Below are 17,626 nucleotides of genomic sequence, written 5' to 3'. Positions count from 1 at the left end.
ACCCGGATGGCGAGCATCGAGTCTGCAGTCATCCGGGTCGTCGTCGATGTGAGCGACCAGCTCTCGAAGCGTCTCGTGAGCACCCGGTACCGAGGCCGGGCGCCGTTTCCGACCCAGGAGACCGAGGAGCTGCTGCAGGACCTCGGTACCGAGGCGGACAAGCTGTCCGCCTACCTCGACTCTCCCGACTTCGCCGCCGTGGTCACCCAGGTCCGCGTCCAGCGCGCCGCCGGCGCGGAGGTGGAGGAGCAGCTGCACCAGGGGCTTCGGCTCGCCGGGCTGTCGGGCGACCTGCTCACCCGGACCACCGGTGCCGTCCACCGGTTGCTGCTCGCGGCCTGCGACGAGGTCGTGTCGTGGTACAGCACCCACGGCGTCGTCGTCGACGAGAACGACCTGCTCGCCGCTGCGACGGCGACGGGTCGTCTGCTCGGCAGGCTCAGGTCTGTTGCCGAGTTCCACGGTTTCGCGGCACGTATGCGCAGCCAAGTCACCGCTCTGCACAACAAGATCCGGCTGCCTCACCTCGGCGTCAGCAGGGCCGCGCGCTACGACGAGCTTTACGTTCCACCCACGCTCGCAGCGACGAAGACGCCGAACCCGGGAGCACCCGGCGACCGCACGGTCGTCATCGGTGATCCCGGCGCCGGGAAGTCGACGATGGCGGCCAAACTCGCGCACGACATCGCGAGCGACGACTCGGGTCGTGTGCCGTTCCTGGTGGTGCTGCGGGAGTTCACCGAGTCGTTCCACGAAGGCGGCCACGATCTCCTGCACTACCTCGACAAGGTGTGCCTGGCGCCCTACAACGTGAAGCCACCACGGGACGGCGTCGAGTACCTGCTCCGCACCGGTCGCGCCGTCGTGGTGCTGGACGGACTGGACGAGCTCGTGCAGACAGCACTACGCCGCCGAGTCGTGGCGCTGGTCGAAGGGTTCGCCCACCTCCACCCACTCGTACCGATCCTCGTCACCGCGCGGAAGATCGGCTACGACGAGGCCCCGCTGAGCCAGGACCTGTTCGCACAGGCCGACATCCGCCAGTTCGACGAGCACCAGGTCGCGGAGTACGTGCAGCGCTGGTTCGTACTGGACGAAGCCACCTCACCCGCGGACCGCGAGCGGCTGTCCCTCTCGTTCATGCAGGACAGCGAACCCATCCCCGAGTTGCGCAGCAACCCGTTGCTGTTGTCGTTGCTGTGCGCCATGTACTCCAGCGACAGGTACCTGCCGCGCAACATGGCCCAGGTGTACGAGCGGTGCGCGTTGATGCTGTTCGAGCAATGGGACACGAAACGCGGCATCGAGTTGCCGCTCAGGTTCCACGGCCGGTTGCGTGGCGCCGTGCAGTACCTCGCCTGGCAGATGTTCACGGCGCCCGAGTCGGGAAGGCCGTTGCCACGAACCAGGATCGTAGCGACGCTCACCAGGTATCTGGAAGCCAAGCTGGACGATCACGACGAGTCCGTCGCGACCGCCGAGCAGTTTCTCGGGTTCTGCACCGGGCGGGCGTGGATCCTCACCGATGTCGGCACCACGCGCACCGAGCCGCTGTTCGGCTTCACCCACCGAACGTTCCTCGAGTACTTCGCCGCGGAACACCTCGTCCGCACCCACCGGACGGCCGAGGAGCTGTGGACCGCGCTACTGCCGCACATCAACCAGTGGGAGGTGGTCGCGCAGATCGCCTTGCAGCTGTACGACCGCAACGTCGAGGACGGCGTCGACGAACTGCTGACCGAGGCGGTCCAGCGGGACGGTCTCAACTTCGCCGCCAGGGCGTTGCGGCACATGCACCCCAGTACCCGCGTCGTCCGCTTGATCACCAAGGCGGCGTTGCTCACCACGCTGGAATACCCGATCACCAAGCGGGCGCTCTACCGGCCAGCGGACTTGATGTTCGTCGACGGAGCACTGTTCAGCTGCATGTACTTCGCCGCGCCCGCGAACGTTCCCGCCGTGGCGCAGACCATCGTGGAACTGCTCAGCCACAAGATCGAAAACGGAGACGAAGCGGCGGCGCAACTTCTGGAGCACCACCCCGGCTACCCATCCGGGGATCACGAGTGGTGGCGAGAAGCTCGGCCGCGGCTGCTGACCCGGTACCAGGACCGCATGGCCGAACTGCGCCGGCACGCAGCCTGGGGCGCAGTCGGCTCCCGCGACGACCCCGCTGCGCTGCGGAACATCGTTCAGAAGTTCGGTGTGGCCGCGCTCTACGTCGGATACGGCTACGGCCTCGTCCGTGCGGTCAGCTTGGCCGAGGAGTTGCTGGGACAGGAAACCACGCTGGTCGACACCGCTTCGAGAGACGCCGTCGCCAGCGCGATCACGGAGTGCGCCACGCCATGGGCCAACGTGACCGACTTCGCCTTCCTGTCGGTCACGAAGATCCAGCAAAACCCGAAGAAGACCGATGCACTCGCGGTGATGTTGGCACTCCCGTTCGCGGAGTTGCTGTTCCACGACAACGTGAGCACTCAGTGGACGCCCGTCCCCGCCGCGCTCATGGCGGGCAGGCGCAACTGGAGAGGCAAGAGCGAGGCGTTGCGGTGGCTGGCACGAGCCTCGTTCCCGCCCGAGGTGGACACGTTCCTCAAGAACTGGCTGGCGGGGAGCGTCAGCGCGACAAGGCCAGCCCCAGCGACGCCGCGCCGATCCCGAGCACCACGCTGACCACCACGTTCAGCAGTGCCGCGCGGTACTTCTGCGTCTCCAGCAGCTTCACCGTCTCGTAGCTGAACGTCGAGTACGTCGTGAGCCCGCCGCAGAACCCCACCCCGAGCAACGGCATCCAGGACGTGCCAACGACAAACCCGATGAGGAAGCACCCCACGACGTTCACCGTCAAGGTGCCCCACGGGAAGTCCGACGAGTGCCGTGACTGCACGAACCGGTCGAGCAGGTAGCGGCAAGGAGCACCCAGGGCAGCACCGAGGAAAACCGCGAGCACGGTCATCGCGTCACCCGCAGCCCGAGAAACGCTGCCAGCACAGCACAAACCGGTGTGGCCAACAGAGCCCACGACCACGACGCCGCGTACGACGAGAAGGTCGTGAACCCTCCCAGCAGGCCGACTCCGAAGAACGCCCGCACCAACGGCTTCGGGACGAGTCCCATCAGCACACCGATGAGAAACGAGCCCAGCAGGTTGATCATGAACAACCCCCACGCACCCGGCACGGCCGACGACAAGCCGTAGCGCGCGACGCCGCCGAGCCCGCCACCCAAGGACACCAGCGCCACGAACGGCAGGTGGAGCTCCTGACGCTGGGCCGGGACGTGCAGGTCGACGTCGGGGTCGATCGGGTCAGGTTGGTTCGGCAAGGTGCTCAACCAGGTGTTCCAAGGCCTTCAGCGCGCGCACGACGTCCTCGCGCTCCGAGGGCTCCAGCTTCGACAGGGCGGACCCGATTCTCTTCTCGTGCTCACGCTGCCAGACGAGGAGCTGTTCGTGTCCACGAGATGAGACGGACAGCCGCGCCACCCGCCTGTCCCTGAGGTCCGCGCCACGGACGACGAGGCCCGAGTCGATCAGCTGCGACACCAGGCCGGAGACGGTGTTGGGGGCGAGACGAAGCACCGCGGCGAGGTCGCCGACCTTCATCGGCGGGCGTTCCGCGAGGGTTTGCAGCAGCTCCACCTGCGCCATCGGCAGGGACTCCCACGGCCAGTCCGCCCGGATGCTCGTCCGCAACGCCCGGCGCAGGCGAGTCACGACGTCGGTGAGCGTGCGGGCTTCGTCTGACATGCGGAAATCTTACGTTCGCGGCAGTACCCGTCCCAATGGGCAGGATCGCGGCCCCGTACCGGGTCCCGCGGATCATTGCGACAATTCACGCTTTCCAGTGACCGAAGCGGATTCCGATGGGCCAAAAAGGGGCTACACCCCTGCCGCACCCGTGTGGCACATCAGTAGCCTGTGGCCATGTCTGAACGGTTGAGCTGGGTTCCTGAAGGCCTCGACACCGGAAAACCGAGCGCTGCTCGCCTCTACGACTACCTGCTCGGCGGCGGGCACAACTTCGCGGCGGACCGGGCACTGGCCGAGAAGTTCCTGCAGGCACAGCCGAACGCGCGCACGATCGCGCGGCTGAACAGGGCGTTCCTGCGCCGGGCCGTGCTGTTCATGATGGACAACGGCATCCGGCAGTTCCTCGACCTCGGCTCCGGCATCCCGACGGTCGGCAACGTGCACGAGATCGCGCAGAAGGCCGACCCGGACACCCGCGTCGTGTACGTGGACTTCGAGGAGGTCGCGGTCGCGCACAGCCAGCTCATCCTGGAGGGCGACGCGCACGCGACGATCATTCAGGAAGACATGACCAAGCCGGTCACCGTGCTGAAGGCCGCGCAGGAGAGCGATCTCATCGACTTCACGCAGCCCGTCGGCGTGCTGACCGTGGGCGTCTTCCACTTCGTGCCCCCGGAGGCGGATCCGCGCGCGGTCGTGGCCACCTACCGCGATGCCGTGCCTTCCGGCAGCTACCTGGCGTTCTCGCAGTTCACCCAGGACCTGCAGCCCGAGGAGATGGCCGGCGTGGTCGAGGTCATGAAGAAGAGCCAGAACCCGATGTTTCCGCGCACGAAGCAGGAGATCGAAGGGCTCTTCGACGGGTTCGACGTGGTCGAGCCGGGCATCGTGCCGCTGCCCCTGTGGCGGCCGGAGGGCACGAACACCGACGATCCGGACAAGGCGGGCATCTACGCGGCTGTCGGCCGCAAGGCCTAGCGAAGATCCAGAGCCCTCGCTCATGTTGGCCAGGGGGCGGCTATTCCGTACGCTCTGCACACAGAATGGAACTTCCGGAGCTCGCCGCCCGCTGGATGCACGCGCTGACGTCGACCGCGTACATCCCGCTGTCCCACGCCGAAATCGAGCAGGCGCTGCTCGATTCGCTGGTGGAGCTGCCTGAGTCACCTGAATCGGTAGCCGATAGATTGGTGTCACTGCACGCAACCGGCCCCGACTCGTTGCGTGCCACGATCGAGGTTCTCTTTCCCACGTTCGAGCTGCCGCTGCTCGCCCGCTTGAGCTCCGCGTACGCGCACTACATGCGGATGGACGCGTTCGACCAGCAGGAGCAGATCAAGGTCGCGATCGTGCGGGCCAAGCAGCGGGTCGAGCGCACGCTGAAGGTGAGCCAGGCTCGGTTCCAGGAGGTGTTCGCGTCCTCCGCGCTGGGCATCGTGATCATCGACTTCGACGGCAGGTGCGTCGAGGCCAACGACACGCTCGCCGAGATCGTGGGGCTGAGGGCGGGCACCGAGCTCATCGGGCGGGAGCTGATCGACTTCTTCCACCCGGAGGACAGGGCCGCGCTCGCGGGCTCCTACCGGAAGGTGCGCGCAGGCCACGTCGACAGGTTCCGCGACCAGCGCAAGCTGATCCGCGAGGACGGCGAGCCGGTGTGGGTACACCTCGCGGCCTCGTTGCTGCGCGACGCGGACGGCGAGCCGACGCACCACGTGACGATGGTCGAGGACATCAGCGAGCTGCACCTGCTGCAACGCAGCCTCGACCACCAGCTGCTGCACGACTCCCTGACAGGGCTGTCGAACCGCCAGCACTTCATCACGCAGGTCGAGCGACGGCTCGGCAACGACGCGATCACGTTGTACCACCTGGGTTTGGACGCGTTCTCGGTCGTCAACAACGGGCTGGGCCACGAGACCGGCGACAAGCTGCTCAAGATCGTCGCGAGCCGGCTCGGCACGCTCGCCGCCGAGAAGAAAGCCTTGGTCGCGAGGATCGGCGGCGACGAGTTCGCGATGATGACGATCTCGGACCACGTCACCACGACCGTCGAGGAGATCCAGGCGACGCTCGCCGAAGCGACCTTTGTGGACGATCACGGCATCGCGCTGTCCGCGAGCATCGGTGTGGTGGACCGGCCGCCGGCGTTCGTGACCGCGGCCGAGCTCATGCGGTGCGCGAACGCCGCGCTGCGCCAGGCGAAAGCGCGCGGCAAGCGGCAGTGGGCGTTGCACGACCCGCACGACGACGCCCGCCGCCGCGGCAAGTACGCGCTGGCCGCGTCGATGCCGGGCGCATGGGAACACGGTGAGCTGGAGATCGTCTACGCGCCGGTGCACGACCTGGAGACCCGCGAGGTGCTCGGTGTCGTCGCCCGCCTGCACTGGGACGACCTGAGCCACAACGACACCATGGCCCTGGCGGACTCGACGGGCCTGTCGCTGCCGATCGGCAAGTGGCTGCTGCGCGAGGCGTGCGCCCAGGCCGCGGGATGGGTCGCGGAGTTCGGCGACCGGGCGCCCACGCTGCACATCACGCTGGGCGCCTTGCAGTCTCGCGACGAGGACCTGGTCGCCGACGTCAAACGCGCGCTCGACGAGACGGGCCTGCCGGCGGAACGGCTGCGGATCGCGCTCGACATCTCGTCGGTGCTGGCCGGCGACGACAACGCGGTCGTGCTGCACGACAGCGGCATCGTGACGGCGCTGGACGGCTTCCGCGGCGGGCACGACGAACTGGCGGTGCTGACCGAGGTGCCGGTCCGCACGGTGATCACCCGCGCACCCGCGCCGAGCCCGGAATCCCCGCTGCGCCAAGCGATGCGCGACCTCATCACCACCGTGCACAGCTTCGGCGTGCGGTTCGGCGTCGACGAGGTGCGCACCCTCTCCGACGCCGAGCACTGGCGGTCCATCGGTGCGGACGGCGTGATCGGGCTGCTGCCCGCCCTGTCCGCGGCCGAGGTGACCAAGCTGCTCACTACAGCTGCTTCACCGCCGCCAGCAGCTTCGTGAGCGAGTCCTTGGCGTCGCCGAACAGCAACGTCGTCTTGGGGTTGTAGAGCAGCTCGTTGTCCACGCCCGCGAAGCCCGGCCGCATCGACCGCTTCATGAACACCACGGACTTCGCGCGGTCGACGTCGAAGATCGGCATGCCGTAGATCGGGCTGGACGGCTCGTCACGTGCTCCAGGATTCACCACGTCGTTCGCGCCGACCACCAGCGCCACGTCGACCGACGTGATCCCCGGGTTGATGTCGTCGAGCTCCTTGAGCTGCTCGTACGGCACGTCCGCCTCGGCCAGCAACACGTTCATGTGCCCCGGCATCCGGCCCGCCACGGGGTGGATCCCGTACGACACGCTGACTCCGCGCTGTTCGAGCTGCGACACGAGCTCGCGCGCCGCGTGCTGAGCCTGCGCGACCGCGAGGCCGTAACCTGGTACGACGACGACGTTGTTCGCGTATCCCAACAGGATCGCGACGTCCTCCACCGTGCCCGACTTGACCGTGCGCTGCTCTTCTCCTTGCGCGGCAACGGTTGTCGCCTTGAACGCGCCGAACAGGATGTTCGCGAGCGATCGCCCCATCGCCTGCGCCATCAACCGGGTCAGGATGGTGCCGGACGCGCCGACGAGCGTGCCCGCGACGATCAGCAGCGTGTTCGCCAGCACGTACCCGGACGCCGCGACCGCGAGGCCGGTGAACGCGTTCAGCAGCGAGATCGCGATCGGCACGTCCGCGCCGCCGACCGGCAGCACGAACAGCACGCCGAGCACGAGCCCCGCGATGGTCAGCAGCCACAGCAGCAGACCGATCTCCGTCGTCATCACCAAAGCGCACAAGGCAACCGACGACACGCCTGCCGCGATCGCGAGCTGCTGCCCCGCCGGCAGCAACACCGGCCTGGTGGTCATCAGCTCCTGCAGCTTCAGGAACGTCACCACCGAACCGGAGAAGCTGACCGAACCGATCAGCACCGTGAGCACGGTCGCGAGCAGGAACAGGAAACCCGGATCGCGCACCGCGAAGAACTCCGCCAGCGCCACCAGTGCCGCCGCGGCGCCACCGACTCCGTTGAACAGAGCCACCATCTGCGGGATGGCGGTCATCTTCACCGAGCGCGCGGCCGGGATGCCCACGACGACGCCGAGCGCGACGGCGAGCAGGATCCACAGTCCGTTGTGGACGACGCCGTGCACGTACGCGGTGACGACGGCGACCAGCATTCCGAACGCGCCGATGAAGTTGCCGTAGCGCGCGTACTTGGGCGAGCTCAAGCCCTTCAGCGCCAGGATGAAGCACAGCGCCGCGACGAGGTACATCAGCTGGGCGATCATTTCCGGAACATCTCCAGCATCCGGTCGGTCACCACGAAGCCGCCGACGACGTTGACCGTGGCCAGGAAGACCGCGAGCAGCCCGAGCACGAGCTCGAGGGTGCTCTCGGCGGACCCCGTGATCAGGATCGCGCCGACGAGGATCACGCCGTGGATGGCGTTCGCACCGGACATCAGCGGTGTGTGCAGGATCGTGGACACCTTCGAGACCACCTCGAAGCCCACGAAGACGGCCAGCACGAAGATCGTCAGCAGGTCGATCACGGCAACTCCTTGCGGATCTGACCGTCGTGGGTGAGGCAGCAGCCGTCGAGCACCTCGTCGTCGAGGTTCGGCTGCACCACCCCGTCCACGATCATCAGCTTGAGCAGGTTCAGGACGTTGCGCGCGTACAGGCGGCTCGCGTGCACGGGCATCGACGACGGCAGGTTCAACGCGCCGTGCACGAGCACCTCGCCGACCCAGGTTTCCTTGCCCGCAACGGATCCGGCGTAGTTGCCACCGGACTCGGCAGCCAGGTCGACCAGCACGGAACCGGGCGCCATCGCCTTGAGCATGTCGGTCGTGACGAGCACAGGGGCCTTGCGGCCGGGGATCGCGGCCGTGGTGATCACGATGTCCGAGGCGGCGACGTGCTCGCCGATGAGTTCCCGTTGGCGTTCCAGGAACTCCTCGGACTGCACCGACGCGTAGACGCCGGACTGCGTCTCCAGGTCCAGCTCGAGGAACTTGGCGCCGAGGCTGCGAACCTCTTCGCCCGCGGCCTTGCGCACGTCGTAGGCCTCGACGACGGCGCCGAGCCGGCGTGCCGTCGCGATCGCCTGCAGGCCTGCGACACCGGCGCCGAGAACGAGGACCTTGGCCGGGGGTACGGTGCCGGCGGCCGTGGTGAACATGGGCAGAAAGCGCGGTAGTCGTTCGGCGGCGACGAGGACGGCGCGGTAGCCGGCCACCAACGCCTGCGAGGACAGGGCATCCGCGCTCTGGGCACGGGTGACGCGGGGCAGCAGGTCGAAGCTGAACGACGTCACGCGGCGGTCGCGGTACACCTCGAGCAGGTCCCGCTCGTTCGCGGACTGCAGGAAGCTGATCGTGACGGCGCCGGGCTTGAGCTTGGCGGCCTGGTCGAGGGTCAGCGGCTGCACGGACACGACGACGTCGGACTCGGGTGTCGGATCCTCGGGCGTCACGGTTGCCCCCGCCGCGCGGTAGGCGGCGTCGGGGGCGTGGGCGTGCCGGCCGGCGCCTTCCTGGACGTGCACGGTCAGCCCGGCGTCGACCAGCGCCGACACCGTGTCCGGTACGCAGGCGACACGACGCTCGGCGGGCCGCGACTCTGCGGGTGTTCCCACTCTCACCGTACGCACGTTACGCGATCAAAGGTGACCTGGGCCACATCACAGTTGCCAGAGAACCGCTCCGGCGAGCGTCAGGCACCCCACCAGCCCAAGCGCCGGCACGACGCGCTTACCGAGCGTCCACGCGCTGGCGTTGGCGATCGCGTAATAGAGCAGTACGCAGAACGAGCTGAACACGATCGCCCGCGTGACGTCTACGGCGATCACCAGCGCGATCGCCGCGAGTCCTGTGGCGATCTCGGCGACCCGCAGGTCGGCCAGCTGCCTGGGCAGCCTGCGGTCGCGAGCCATGGCGAGAGCGGTCCGGCTGACCCCCAGTTGCAGGGAGAGCAGCGAACCGAGGGCGGCCAGGCAGGCGGCGACCCGGATGACGGGTGCCAGCGTCGGCGACACGTCCGCGAGGGTCTTCGTGGCGAGGTCGCTGCCCAGCGCGTTCAACGCGACGACAGCAACGACCGCGTAGACGACCAGCGTGATCCCCAACGCGATGACCACGGCACGCGGGATCGTCCGCTCGGGCTCTTTGACCTCCTCTCCGAGGGTGGCGATGCGCGCGTAGCCCGCGAACGCGAAGAACAGCAGCGCGGCGGCGGGAAGGATGCCGGTCGGGAGGAAGTCAGCCGGCTCCGCCGCGTCCTGAGCTGTCACAGCCGTCAAGGCCAGCACGACCACGACCGCGATCACGATGATTCTGGTGGCCAGCGCGGACTTCTGGACACCGGTCAGGTTCAGCACCGTCAACGCGACGACCGCCGCCACCGCGACGGGTTTTGGCGCACCGACGTAGGCGCCGACCGTCAGCGCCATGGCCGCGCACGACGCCGTCTTACCCAATACGAACGCCCAGCCGGCCAGGTCGCCCCAGATCCGGCCGAGCCGTTCACGGCCGTAGACGTAGGTACCGCCGGACTGCGGGTACTTCGCGGCCAGCCAAGCACTCGACAACGCGTTGCAGCAGGCGATCACACCCGCGATGACGAGGCTGACGAGCAGCGCGGACCCGGCCGCCGCCGCGGCCGGGGCGAACACCGCGAACACACCCGCGCCGATCATCGAGCCGAGCCCGACGAAGACGGCATCGGTCAGGGTCAGGCTCCTGGTCAGCTGCACCCGGTCAGTGTGCGACAGGGCAGCCCTTCGCCGGCGAGGAGGCCGGGAAGAAGTTCGGCAGGAGTTCACCTGAGTCGTAGTAGCGGTGGTAGACCGGCGTGAGCCCGCCCGACACGGGTGGCACGATCCACGACCAGTCGGCAGGACAGGATCGGCCGGCGGCCTCCTCCTTCTCCAGGTGCGTCAGGAACCGCTTGGACTCGGTGTGGTGATCGGTGATCGTGACCCCGGCCTCCGCGAACGAGTGCAGGACAGCGCGATTGAGCTCGATCAACGCTCGGTCGCGCCACAACGTCGCCTCCGACGACATGTCCAGGCCCATCCGCTTGGCGATGTACGGCAGCAGGTCGTACCGATCGTGGTCGGCGAGGTTGCGGGCGCCGATCTCGGTGCCCATGTACCAGCCGTTGAAGGGCGCCGACGGGTAGTCGATACCGCCGACACGCAGCCGCATGTTGCTGATCGCGGGGACGGCGTGCCACTTCACGCCGAGCGCCGCGAGCCACGGGAGTTCCGGGTGGGACAACGGAACCTCGAGCACGGCGTCCGCGGGGATCTCCACGAGTGCGGGGTCGTGGCCCTCGCAGGACACCATCAGCGGCAGCACGTCGAACGGGCCGCGCGACGCCGGTGGCTGCCAGCCGCGCTTCAACGCGAGCTCGGTCAGCGCGAGGTTCCTCGCGTCGCCGAGCACGCCGCCGTCCGAACCCCGGTAGGCGGCGTAGCGAACGATCTGCTCGTTCAGGATCGAGGGTGCGGGCAGGCCGGGCTCGGCAGGGGCGAAGACCGTGATGACGGGGCGGATCTTGCCCTTGTTGGTGGCCACCCTGAGGTGCTCGACGCACTCGGCGGCGACGTCGGCGGGGGCGGACACCTCCCGCAGATCGCGCACCTTCAAGCTCCGCCAGTACAGGCGGCCGATGCAGCGTGAGCTGTTGCGCCAGGCCACGCGGGCGCCGAAGGTGAGTTCGGCGGCCGTGTGGCGGTAGGTGCCGGTCGCGGCGATCTCCGCGTGCACCTCGGCCAGCCTGGCCTCCACCGGCCCCAGGTCGGGGTGCTCGGCGTGGTGCTGGCGGACGAAGTCCTCTACCTCGGCGATGTCGATCTCGTGGGTGCTCTCGACCTGCGCCGGGGGAAGCGCCGTGAGGGAACGGGGCATCACATCAGTCGGGACGGGGGTCATGGCGAGGCACCGTAGTTGCGCTTTCGTGTACCGGAAACCGCCTGTCGCGCTACGCCATCTGGATCACTGGACCGCGTCCGACACGCTCAGCGAGTACTTGATACCGCAACCGGGTGACAATCCTCGCGACAAAGGGTGGTTTTCGACTGTTATCGCGCTGACACCAAACATTGACCAGTGATCTAGTTCACCGCTGGATTCGACCCGTTCGAGTGAACCTCGCCGGGGGCGCGACGGCACAGTTCACCCGTGGCCGCACGGGCCAGGCGAACCCACCGGCGCGGAAGAGCAGAATGTCCGGCCAGGACTGGGAAACGACGACCTCGCGGTCGGCCGCGAGCACCTCGATCTCCGCCTTGCGATCGGAAGGAACCGAACGCACCGGCATGTCACCGTGTGCCCGGCAACGTCCACTGTGTACTTGCCGGAGCACGTCCTCGTCCGGCCGCCGCAACCGCAGCGGGGCGCGCAAGTCGACATCATCGTGGCATCGCGGGTACGTCCCACGAGGAGAAGCGCGTCATCCCGCGCACAGCAGCCTGCCCCGGCAGCGCGCGGAACACGAAGTTCCGCACCGCCAGTGCCACCGGCGAGGTCACCTCGATCCCGAACTTCCCCGCCATCCGCGAGCTCCGCCACACCGACTGCGTGCGCGGCCGGCGCAACGCGTCGTACCGGGCGAGATCACCGTCGCACGCGGCCAGCGTCACCGCGTCCTCCAGCGCCATGCACGCCCCCTGGCCCAGGTACGGCACCATCGCGTGCGCCGCGTCGCCGAGCAACGCCACGCGTCCCCGCACGAACGTCGGCAGCAGCGGCAGCTGGTGGATGTCGTGCCGGATGATCTCCGGAGTCGTCGACACCAGCGACGGAATCGGGTCGTGCCAACCGGCGAACAGCTCCACCGGGTCCAGCGCGGCCGACGGTGGCGCCACCGCGGCGACGTACCAGCAGACCCTGCCGTCCCCCAGCGGCAGGATGCCCGCCTCGCCGCCGGGACCGAGTGTCTGCGTGATCGGCAGCTCGAAGGGACCCGGCGCCACCCCTCGCCACGCCGTGGCCCCCGCGTACACCGGTCCCGGCGCGTCGGGCAGCAGCTCCGCGCGGAGGCGGCTGTTGATGCCGTCCGCCGCCACCACGAGGTCTGCGTCCAGCTCCTCAACGCTGGTCACCTCGACGTTGTTGAAAAGGATCTCCGGCGGCAACGCGCGCAGTAGCACACCGTGCAGATCGGCCCGGTGCATCGCGATGATCTTCTCCTGCCCGACGTCGGGCAGGTGCGTCAGCCAGCGCCCGTCCGACGCCTTGACGCCACCCGACACGCGCGGAGTGCCCAGCCTGCGAGCCTCGTCCGCGACCCCCATCCACTCGAGCGCCCGCAACGCGTTCGGCATCACGCCGATCCCCGCGCCGACCTCGCCGAACTCGGCAGCGCGTTCGAGCACCTGGACTTCCCAGCCCACGCGCCGCAACGACACCGCGGCCGCGAGCCCTCCGATGCCGCCACCCACCACGATCGCCTTCATCCCCGCCTCCTCTACATCTGTAGAGGACTCTACACCTGTAGACTACGGCTGTAGAGAGAGAAGGAGCACAGTGCGGAAAGACCTGATCACCGACGCCGCGATCGAGCTCGTGGCGGAACTCGGCATGCGTGGCCTGACCCACCGGGCGGTCGACAGGAAGGCCGGACTGCCGGAGGGCTCCACGAGCGCGTACTTCCGCACCCGCAAGGCGTTGATCGAAGGGTTCGTGGAACGGCTCGCCGTCCAGGAGCAGCAGGAGATCCACCTCGACACGGCCGATCTCGCGGGCAGCATCGCGCGGACGATCGACAACTGGCTCGTCGAACGGAACCGGACGCTCGCCCGGTACGCGGCGATGCTGGAGGCGACGCACCACCCCGAGCTGAAGTCGATCCTCGTGCACTCGCCGCGTGAACAGGCGACCGCACTTGCGCAGGCGCTGGGTCACGAGAACCCGGAACGCTCCGGCGCGCACATCACCGCGTTCATCGAAGGCCTGCTCTTCTACCGGCTGGTCGGCGGCGGCAGCACGACCGGGCCGGTGCCCGGCACCGAGGAGAGCTTCCAGGACCTCAGGAAGGCCGTCGAAAAAGCGTTGCGACCGTAGGTACCGTGGGTTTCATGGGATTCGGGTACGGGGTCTTCTACCTCTGAGTCAGGACGTGTGCCACCACGCATCACGTCCTGATTTCGCGTACCCAAAAGAGGATCCGCATGCGCTCGCATGTTCATTTGACGACCCATGACCTCACCAAGGGCTATGAAGCCGGCCCTGTCGTCGACGGCATCTCGCTGAAAGTCTCCGCGGGCCAACGGCTCGGCGTCATCGGCGAGAACGGCCGCGGCAAGACCACTTTGCTCCGGCTGCTCGCCGGCGACCTGGTGCCGGACCAGGGAACTGTCACGCGACACGGTTCGTTGAGCCTGGTGCGGCAGGAAATGCCGTTCCACGACAGCGAAACGGTGGGGGACCTGCTGTCAGAAGCGCTGCGCGAAAGCCGCGAAGCACTGTCCGAACTGGACAGTGCGGCGGAGCCGTTCGACGAGCAGCGCTACGAGAAGGCGCTGGCCCACGCCGAGGACATCGAAGCGTGGGACGCCGAACGCCGTGCCGCCATCGCGCTCGAAGCACTCGGCGCCGACCACGCCAGGACCGTGAAACTCGCGGAACTCAGTGTGGGACAGCGTTATCGCGTCCGGCTCGCGTGCCTGCTAGCCGAACGCGCGGACGTCCTGCTGCTCGACGAACCGACCAACCACCTCGACGCGGATGCGTTGAACTTCCTGACCGAACGCCTGCGCCAGCACCACGGCGTCGTGGTGCTCGTGAGCCACGACCGCACGTTGCTGGACGACGTCTGCACGCAGCTGCTCGACCTCGACCCGTCACCGGACGGCGAGGTGCACCTGCACGGCGGCGGCTACCGGGCGTTCAAGGAGGCCAAGCGCGCCGAACGCCAGCGCTGGGAACAGCGGTTCGCGCAGGAGGAAGCCGAGCACGACGAGCTGACCGAGAGGGTCGAACGCGCCCAGTCACGCCTCAGGGACGCGTGGCGCCCACCCAAGGGAGCGTTCAAGCACAAGCGCAGTACGCGCGCGGCGAACAAGATGCGCAACGTCGCCCGCAGGCTCGAAGAGCTGGACGACCAGCGCGTCGACGCTCCCCCGCCACCGTTGCGCTTCCAGCCGCCGGAGCTGGAGGCCGACGGCGACCTGCTGCACGCGACGCCGCTGGAAGTACCCGGAAGGCTGAACCTCATCGAGCCGATCTCTCTCGGCGCGGGCGAGAAGCTGTTGGTGACCGGCGCGAACGGCGCCGGGAAGTCGACGTTGCTGAACGTCCTCGCGGGCCGCATCATGCCCGCTCACGGCACGGTTCACCACGTCGGCCGGGTGGCGCTGCTCGCCCAGGAGTCGTCGTTCGAGAACGAGGACGCCACGGCGCGCCGGCTCTGCCCACAGGCGCACGACCTCGGCCTGCTGGGAGAGAAAGACCTGGCGCGGCCGGTCTCCCGACTGTCGACTGGACAGCGGAGGCGGCTGGAGCTGGCGATCCTGCTGAGCAGTGCCCCGCACGTGCTTCTGCTCGACGAACCGACCAACCACCTGTCGATCGCCCTGGTCGACGAGCTGACCGAGGCGCTCCACCACACGAAAGCCGCCGTGGCCGTCGCGACCCACGACAGACAGATGCGGACAGATTTCGTTTCATGGCGGATCGTCACGCTCAGTTCACCTTCACAGAGTCATGAAAGTTCTGTAGCTTCGAAAGCGGTCCTCTACTGAGCACTGGGAGGTGTGCGAGATGACCGAACTGATCTCCGAAGAGCTGCCCACCGAGCGCGCCACTCCGTTCGATCCGCCGACCGAGGTCAGCGAGATCCGCGGCAAGGCGCCGATCAGCAGACTGAAGTTCTCCGACGGCCACCTGGGCTGGCTCGTGACGGGTCATCGCCAGGTGCGGGAGATCCTGGGCAGCCCCGAGTTCAGCAACGAACCGGACCGGTTCCACCTGCTCGACAAGCGGTTCCAGGGCGAGCTGCCGGAGGACGACGAGAAGCGCAAGCCCCAGCCGGGCATGTTCCTCAACCAGGATCCGCCGGACCACACCCGGCTGCGCAGGATGCTGCAGGGTCAGTTCACGGTCCGGCGGATGAACCAGCTGTCCGAGTGGATCGGCACGATCGTCGACGACCAGCTCAAGCACATGCGGTCGCTCGGCAACCGGGCGGATCTCGTTAAGGAGTTCGCGCTTCCGGTGCCGTCACTGGTGATCTGCGCGTTGCTCGGCGTCGACTACGACGAGCGGCACAGGTTCCAGGAGGACACGGCGAAGATGCTGAGCCTGGACTCCACGTTCAAGGAGGCCATGGACGCGTTCGAACGCATCCAGCTGTTCATGCGGGAGCTGATCGACCGCAAGAAGGCCAACCCCGGCGGCGACGACATGATCAGCGACCTGCTGGCCACCGGGGAGCCGACCGACGAGGAAGCGTCGAACATGGCGATGCTGCTCCTGCTCGCCGGACACGAGACCACGGCGAACATGCTGGGCATCGGCACGTTCACGCTGCTGCAGCACCCGGACCAGCTGAAGATCCTCAAGGACGAGCCGGAGGCGATCGACAACGCCGTCGAGGAGCTGATGCGGTACCTGTCGATCATCCACTTCGGACCGATGAGGTCCGCGCTCGAGGACGTGGAGATCGACGGGCACCTGATCAGGGCCGGCGACACCGTGCTCCTGCACATCCCGGTGGCCAACCGGGACCCGGAGAAGTTCCCCGGCAACCCCGAGGAGCTCGACCTGCGCCGCCCCGCGTCGGGTCACGTCGCGTTCGGGCACGGCATCCACCAGTGCCTGGGCCAGCAGCTCGCCCGCATCGAGATGCGGATCGGGTTCTCCAAGCTGTTCCAGGAGTTCCCCGACCTCCGGCTGGACGTGGAGCCGGAGGAGGTGCCGCTGCGCACGAACATGGGGATCTACGGAGTCCACTCGCTGCCAGTAGCGTGGTCGTCATGAGGATTTCCGTCGATCAGTCGAAGTGCTGCGGCTCCGGGATGTGCGTCCTGACGGATCCGGACCTCTTCGACCAGAACGAGGAGGACGGCACCGTCGTTCTCCTGCAGGAGCACCCCGACGCCGAGCACGAGGCCACCGCGAAGGAAGCGGCGAGCCTGTGCCCGGCGAGCGCGATCACGATCAGTTGATCCGCACGAGGTAACCGTTGGAGAGCAGCCAGGCGACGTTCAGTGCCCCGTCGCCTGGCACCAGCGCCCTGTCGAGCTTCTGCTGCAGGCCACCGCCGGGCTGCTCGAACCATGGCGCGATCGGCCCCTCCCACACCGCGAAGGCCTTCGTGACCCGGTAGGTGTGGTAGTTGCACCGGTACGCGGGATCGAACGTGTAGAGACTCTGCGGCGGAATCGCCCGCGTCGAGTAGTGCGAGCCCTTGTACGCCAGGAACCCGCCGTACTCGCTGCCGAACCGGTCCAGCTTCGTGTGCACGCCGAGGGTCCGCTTGTACTTGATCGGCTCTCCTCCCGGCGTGAGCCAGAACCCGTCCTGCGGCGGGTAGTTCCAGCCCGTCCCGTTCCAGTACTTGGCGAGGAACGCCTCCTTGTCGAGGTGACCGAACCTCTTGTACCCGGCGACGAGCGGCCCGACGGGTTGCTGCCACACCTCCGGTAACGTCTCGGGCCCGAGCCGGCTGTCACCCTGATAGGCGCCCGCACACGCCTCGGCGGTCGCTTGAGCGGTGCTGACTCCGGCACTGAGGCCGAACAGGACGAGCGTCGCGGCGAAGAACGCCGCCAAGAACCGTTTGCCTGCGAACATACTTCGCATCCTGGCG

At 67.9% G+C, this 17,626-nt stretch carries 17 protein-coding genes; 7 read left to right on the top strand and 10 right to left on the bottom strand.

From position 1 onward, the window contains the following. The first annotated feature begins 6 nt into the window (after positions 1 to 6). Complete coding sequence (locus tag C8D87_RS29435) at positions 7 to 2,676, top strand: NACHT domain-containing protein (RefSeq protein ID WP_112229140.1); 2,670 nt, start codon at positions 7 to 9, stop codon at positions 2,674 to 2,676. On the opposite strand, the gene crcB is transcribed toward C8D87_RS29435, so the two are convergent. The 3 genes from crcB to C8D87_RS29420 are packed head-to-tail and all read right to left on the bottom strand — an operon-like array spanning position 2,621 to position 3,751. Next, positions 2,621 to 2,959, bottom strand: a complete 339-nt coding sequence (crcB, locus tag C8D87_RS29430) for a fluoride efflux transporter CrcB (protein ID WP_109641255.1) — start codon at positions 2,957 to 2,959, stop codon at positions 2,621 to 2,623. The two genes, C8D87_RS29435 and crcB, sit on opposite strands and share 56 nt — an antisense overlap. After that, positions 2,956 to 3,327: a fluoride efflux transporter FluC gene (locus C8D87_RS29425; RefSeq protein ID WP_233440168.1), complete on the bottom strand. Its 372-nt coding sequence runs from the start codon at positions 3,325 to 3,327 to the stop codon at positions 2,956 to 2,958. The genes crcB and C8D87_RS29425 overlap by 4 nt, the downstream gene beginning before the upstream one ends. After that, positions 3,311 to 3,751, bottom strand: coding sequence for a MarR family winged helix-turn-helix transcriptional regulator (locus tag C8D87_RS29420; RefSeq protein WP_112229139.1), 441 nt, complete (start codon positions 3,749 to 3,751; stop codon positions 3,311 to 3,313). The genes C8D87_RS29425 and C8D87_RS29420 overlap by 17 nt, the downstream gene beginning before the upstream one ends. Positions 3,752 to 3,928: 177 nt before the next feature. On the opposite strand from C8D87_RS29420, the gene C8D87_RS29415 reads away from it, so the two are divergent. Both C8D87_RS29415 and C8D87_RS29410 read left to right on the top strand, forming a co-directional pair. Further along, positions 3,929 to 4,732 carry an SAM-dependent methyltransferase gene (locus tag C8D87_RS29415; RefSeq protein ID WP_109641252.1) on the top strand — a complete coding sequence of 268 codons (804 nt, stop codon included), beginning with the start codon at positions 3,929 to 3,931 and terminating at the stop codon, positions 4,730 to 4,732. Positions 4,733 to 4,797: 65 nt separating this feature from the next. Further along, positions 4,798 to 6,771, top strand: a complete 1,974-nt coding sequence (locus tag C8D87_RS29410) for a diguanylate cyclase domain-containing protein (protein ID WP_109641251.1) — start codon at positions 4,798 to 4,800, stop codon at positions 6,769 to 6,771. Here C8D87_RS29410 and C8D87_RS29405 read toward each other — a convergent pair. From C8D87_RS29405 to C8D87_RS29375, 6 genes are all read right to left on the bottom strand, one after another. Next, complete coding sequence (locus C8D87_RS29405; protein ID WP_109641250.1) at positions 6,737 to 8,095, bottom strand: NAD(P)(+) transhydrogenase (Re/Si-specific) subunit beta; 1,359 nt, start codon at positions 8,093 to 8,095, stop codon at positions 6,737 to 6,739. The genes C8D87_RS29410 and C8D87_RS29405 overlap by 35 nt on opposite strands. Beyond that, a complete protein-coding gene (locus C8D87_RS29400) occupies positions 8,092 to 8,358 on the bottom strand; it encodes an NAD(P) transhydrogenase subunit alpha part 2 (protein ID WP_045309221.1) in 267 nt (88 codons plus the stop codon). Before C8D87_RS29400 ends, C8D87_RS29405 begins: the two co-directional genes overlap by 4 nt. Next, complete coding sequence (locus tag C8D87_RS29395) at positions 8,355 to 9,452, bottom strand: NAD(P) transhydrogenase subunit alpha (protein WP_109641249.1); 1,098 nt, start codon at positions 9,450 to 9,452, stop codon at positions 8,355 to 8,357. Before C8D87_RS29395 ends, C8D87_RS29400 begins: the two co-directional genes overlap by 4 nt. A 39-nt stretch (positions 9,453 to 9,491) precedes the next feature. Further along, entirely contained in the window at positions 9,492 to 10,556 is a 1,065-nt protein-coding gene (locus tag C8D87_RS29390; protein WP_215732536.1) for an APC family permease, read from the bottom strand. Positions 10,557 to 10,566: 10 nt separating this feature from the next. Then, positions 10,567 to 11,745: a nitric oxide synthase oxygenase gene (locus tag C8D87_RS29385; RefSeq protein WP_109641248.1), complete on the bottom strand. Its 1,179-nt coding sequence runs from the start codon at positions 11,743 to 11,745 to the stop codon at positions 10,567 to 10,569. Between the two features lie 479 nt (positions 11,746 to 12,224). Continuing rightward, the gene (locus C8D87_RS29375) at positions 12,225 to 13,271 is read right to left on the bottom strand and encodes an FAD-dependent monooxygenase (RefSeq protein ID WP_109641246.1); all 1,047 of its coding nucleotides are present in this window, start codon (positions 13,269 to 13,271) and stop codon (positions 12,225 to 12,227) included. Between the two features lie 70 nt (positions 13,272 to 13,341). Between C8D87_RS29375 and C8D87_RS29370 the strand changes: the two genes are divergently transcribed. From C8D87_RS29370 to C8D87_RS29355, 4 genes are all read left to right on the top strand, one after another. Beyond that, a complete protein-coding gene (locus C8D87_RS29370) occupies positions 13,342 to 13,878 on the top strand; it encodes a TetR/AcrR family transcriptional regulator (RefSeq protein WP_215732524.1) in 537 nt (178 codons plus the stop codon). Between the two features lie 107 nt (positions 13,879 to 13,985). Next, on the top strand, positions 13,986 to 15,557 hold the full coding sequence (locus C8D87_RS29365; protein WP_112229137.1) for an ABC-F family ATP-binding cassette domain-containing protein: 1,572 nt from the start codon (positions 13,986 to 13,988) through the stop codon (positions 15,555 to 15,557). A gap of 19 nt (positions 15,558 to 15,576) precedes the next feature. Continuing rightward, on the top strand, positions 15,577 to 16,794 hold the full coding sequence (locus tag C8D87_RS29360) for a cytochrome P450 (protein ID WP_109641293.1): 1,218 nt from the start codon (positions 15,577 to 15,579) through the stop codon (positions 16,792 to 16,794). Further along, positions 16,791 to 16,982 carry a ferredoxin gene (locus C8D87_RS29355; RefSeq protein ID WP_112229330.1) on the top strand — a complete coding sequence of 64 codons (192 nt, stop codon included), beginning with the start codon at positions 16,791 to 16,793 and terminating at the stop codon, positions 16,980 to 16,982. The genes C8D87_RS29360 and C8D87_RS29355 overlap by 4 nt, the downstream gene beginning before the upstream one ends. Here C8D87_RS29355 and C8D87_RS29350 read toward each other — a convergent pair. Next, complete coding sequence (locus C8D87_RS29350; RefSeq protein WP_109641243.1) at positions 16,975 to 17,610, bottom strand: TNT domain-containing protein; 636 nt, start codon at positions 17,608 to 17,610, stop codon at positions 16,975 to 16,977. The genes C8D87_RS29355 and C8D87_RS29350 overlap by 8 nt on opposite strands. Positions 17,611 to 17,626: the final 16 nt, after the last annotated feature.

This window comes from Lentzea atacamensis (assembly GCF_003269295.1).
Classification (GTDB): Bacteria; Actinomycetota; Actinomycetes; order Mycobacteriales; family Pseudonocardiaceae; genus Lentzea; species Lentzea atacamensis.
Note: the sequence above shows the minus strand (reverse complement) of the source record. Positions and strands in the feature narration are given on the sequence as shown.

Excerpts from the sequence above, each read along its gene's own strand:
- C8D87_RS29350 (WP_109641243.1), bottom strand. The coding sequence starts at position 17,610 with ATGTTCGCAGGCAAACGGTTCTTGGCGGCGTTCTTCGCCGCGACGCTC.
- crcB (WP_109641255.1), bottom strand. The coding sequence starts at position 2,959 with ATGACCGTGCTCGCGGTTTTCCTCGGTGCTGCCCTGGGTGCTCCTTGC.
- C8D87_RS29435 (WP_112229140.1), top strand. The coding sequence starts at position 7 with ATGGCGAGCATCGAGTCTGCAGTCATCCGGGTCGTCGTCGATGTGAGC.
- C8D87_RS29385 (WP_109641248.1), bottom strand. The coding sequence starts at position 11,745 with ATGACCCCCGTCCCGACTGATGTGATGCCCCGTTCCCTCACGGCGCTT.
- C8D87_RS29415 (WP_109641252.1), top strand. The coding sequence starts at position 3,929 with ATGTCTGAACGGTTGAGCTGGGTTCCTGAAGGCCTCGACACCGGAAAA.
- C8D87_RS29375 (WP_109641246.1), bottom strand. The coding sequence starts at position 13,271 with ATGAAGGCGATCGTGGTGGGTGGCGGCATCGGAGGGCTCGCGGCCGCG.
- C8D87_RS29405 (WP_109641250.1), bottom strand. The coding sequence starts at position 8,095 with ATGATCGCCCAGCTGATGTACCTCGTCGCGGCGCTGTGCTTCATCCTG.
- C8D87_RS29360 (WP_109641293.1), top strand. The coding sequence starts at position 15,577 with ATGACCGAACTGATCTCCGAAGAGCTGCCCACCGAGCGCGCCACTCCG.
- C8D87_RS29355 (WP_112229330.1), top strand. The coding sequence starts at position 16,791 with ATGAGGATTTCCGTCGATCAGTCGAAGTGCTGCGGCTCCGGGATGTGC.
- C8D87_RS29410 (WP_109641251.1), top strand. The coding sequence starts at position 4,798 with ATGGAACTTCCGGAGCTCGCCGCCCGCTGGATGCACGCGCTGACGTCG.
- C8D87_RS29365 (WP_112229137.1), top strand. The coding sequence starts at position 13,986 with ATGCGCTCGCATGTTCATTTGACGACCCATGACCTCACCAAGGGCTAT.
- C8D87_RS29420 (WP_112229139.1), bottom strand. The coding sequence starts at position 3,751 with ATGTCAGACGAAGCCCGCACGCTCACCGACGTCGTGACTCGCCTGCGC.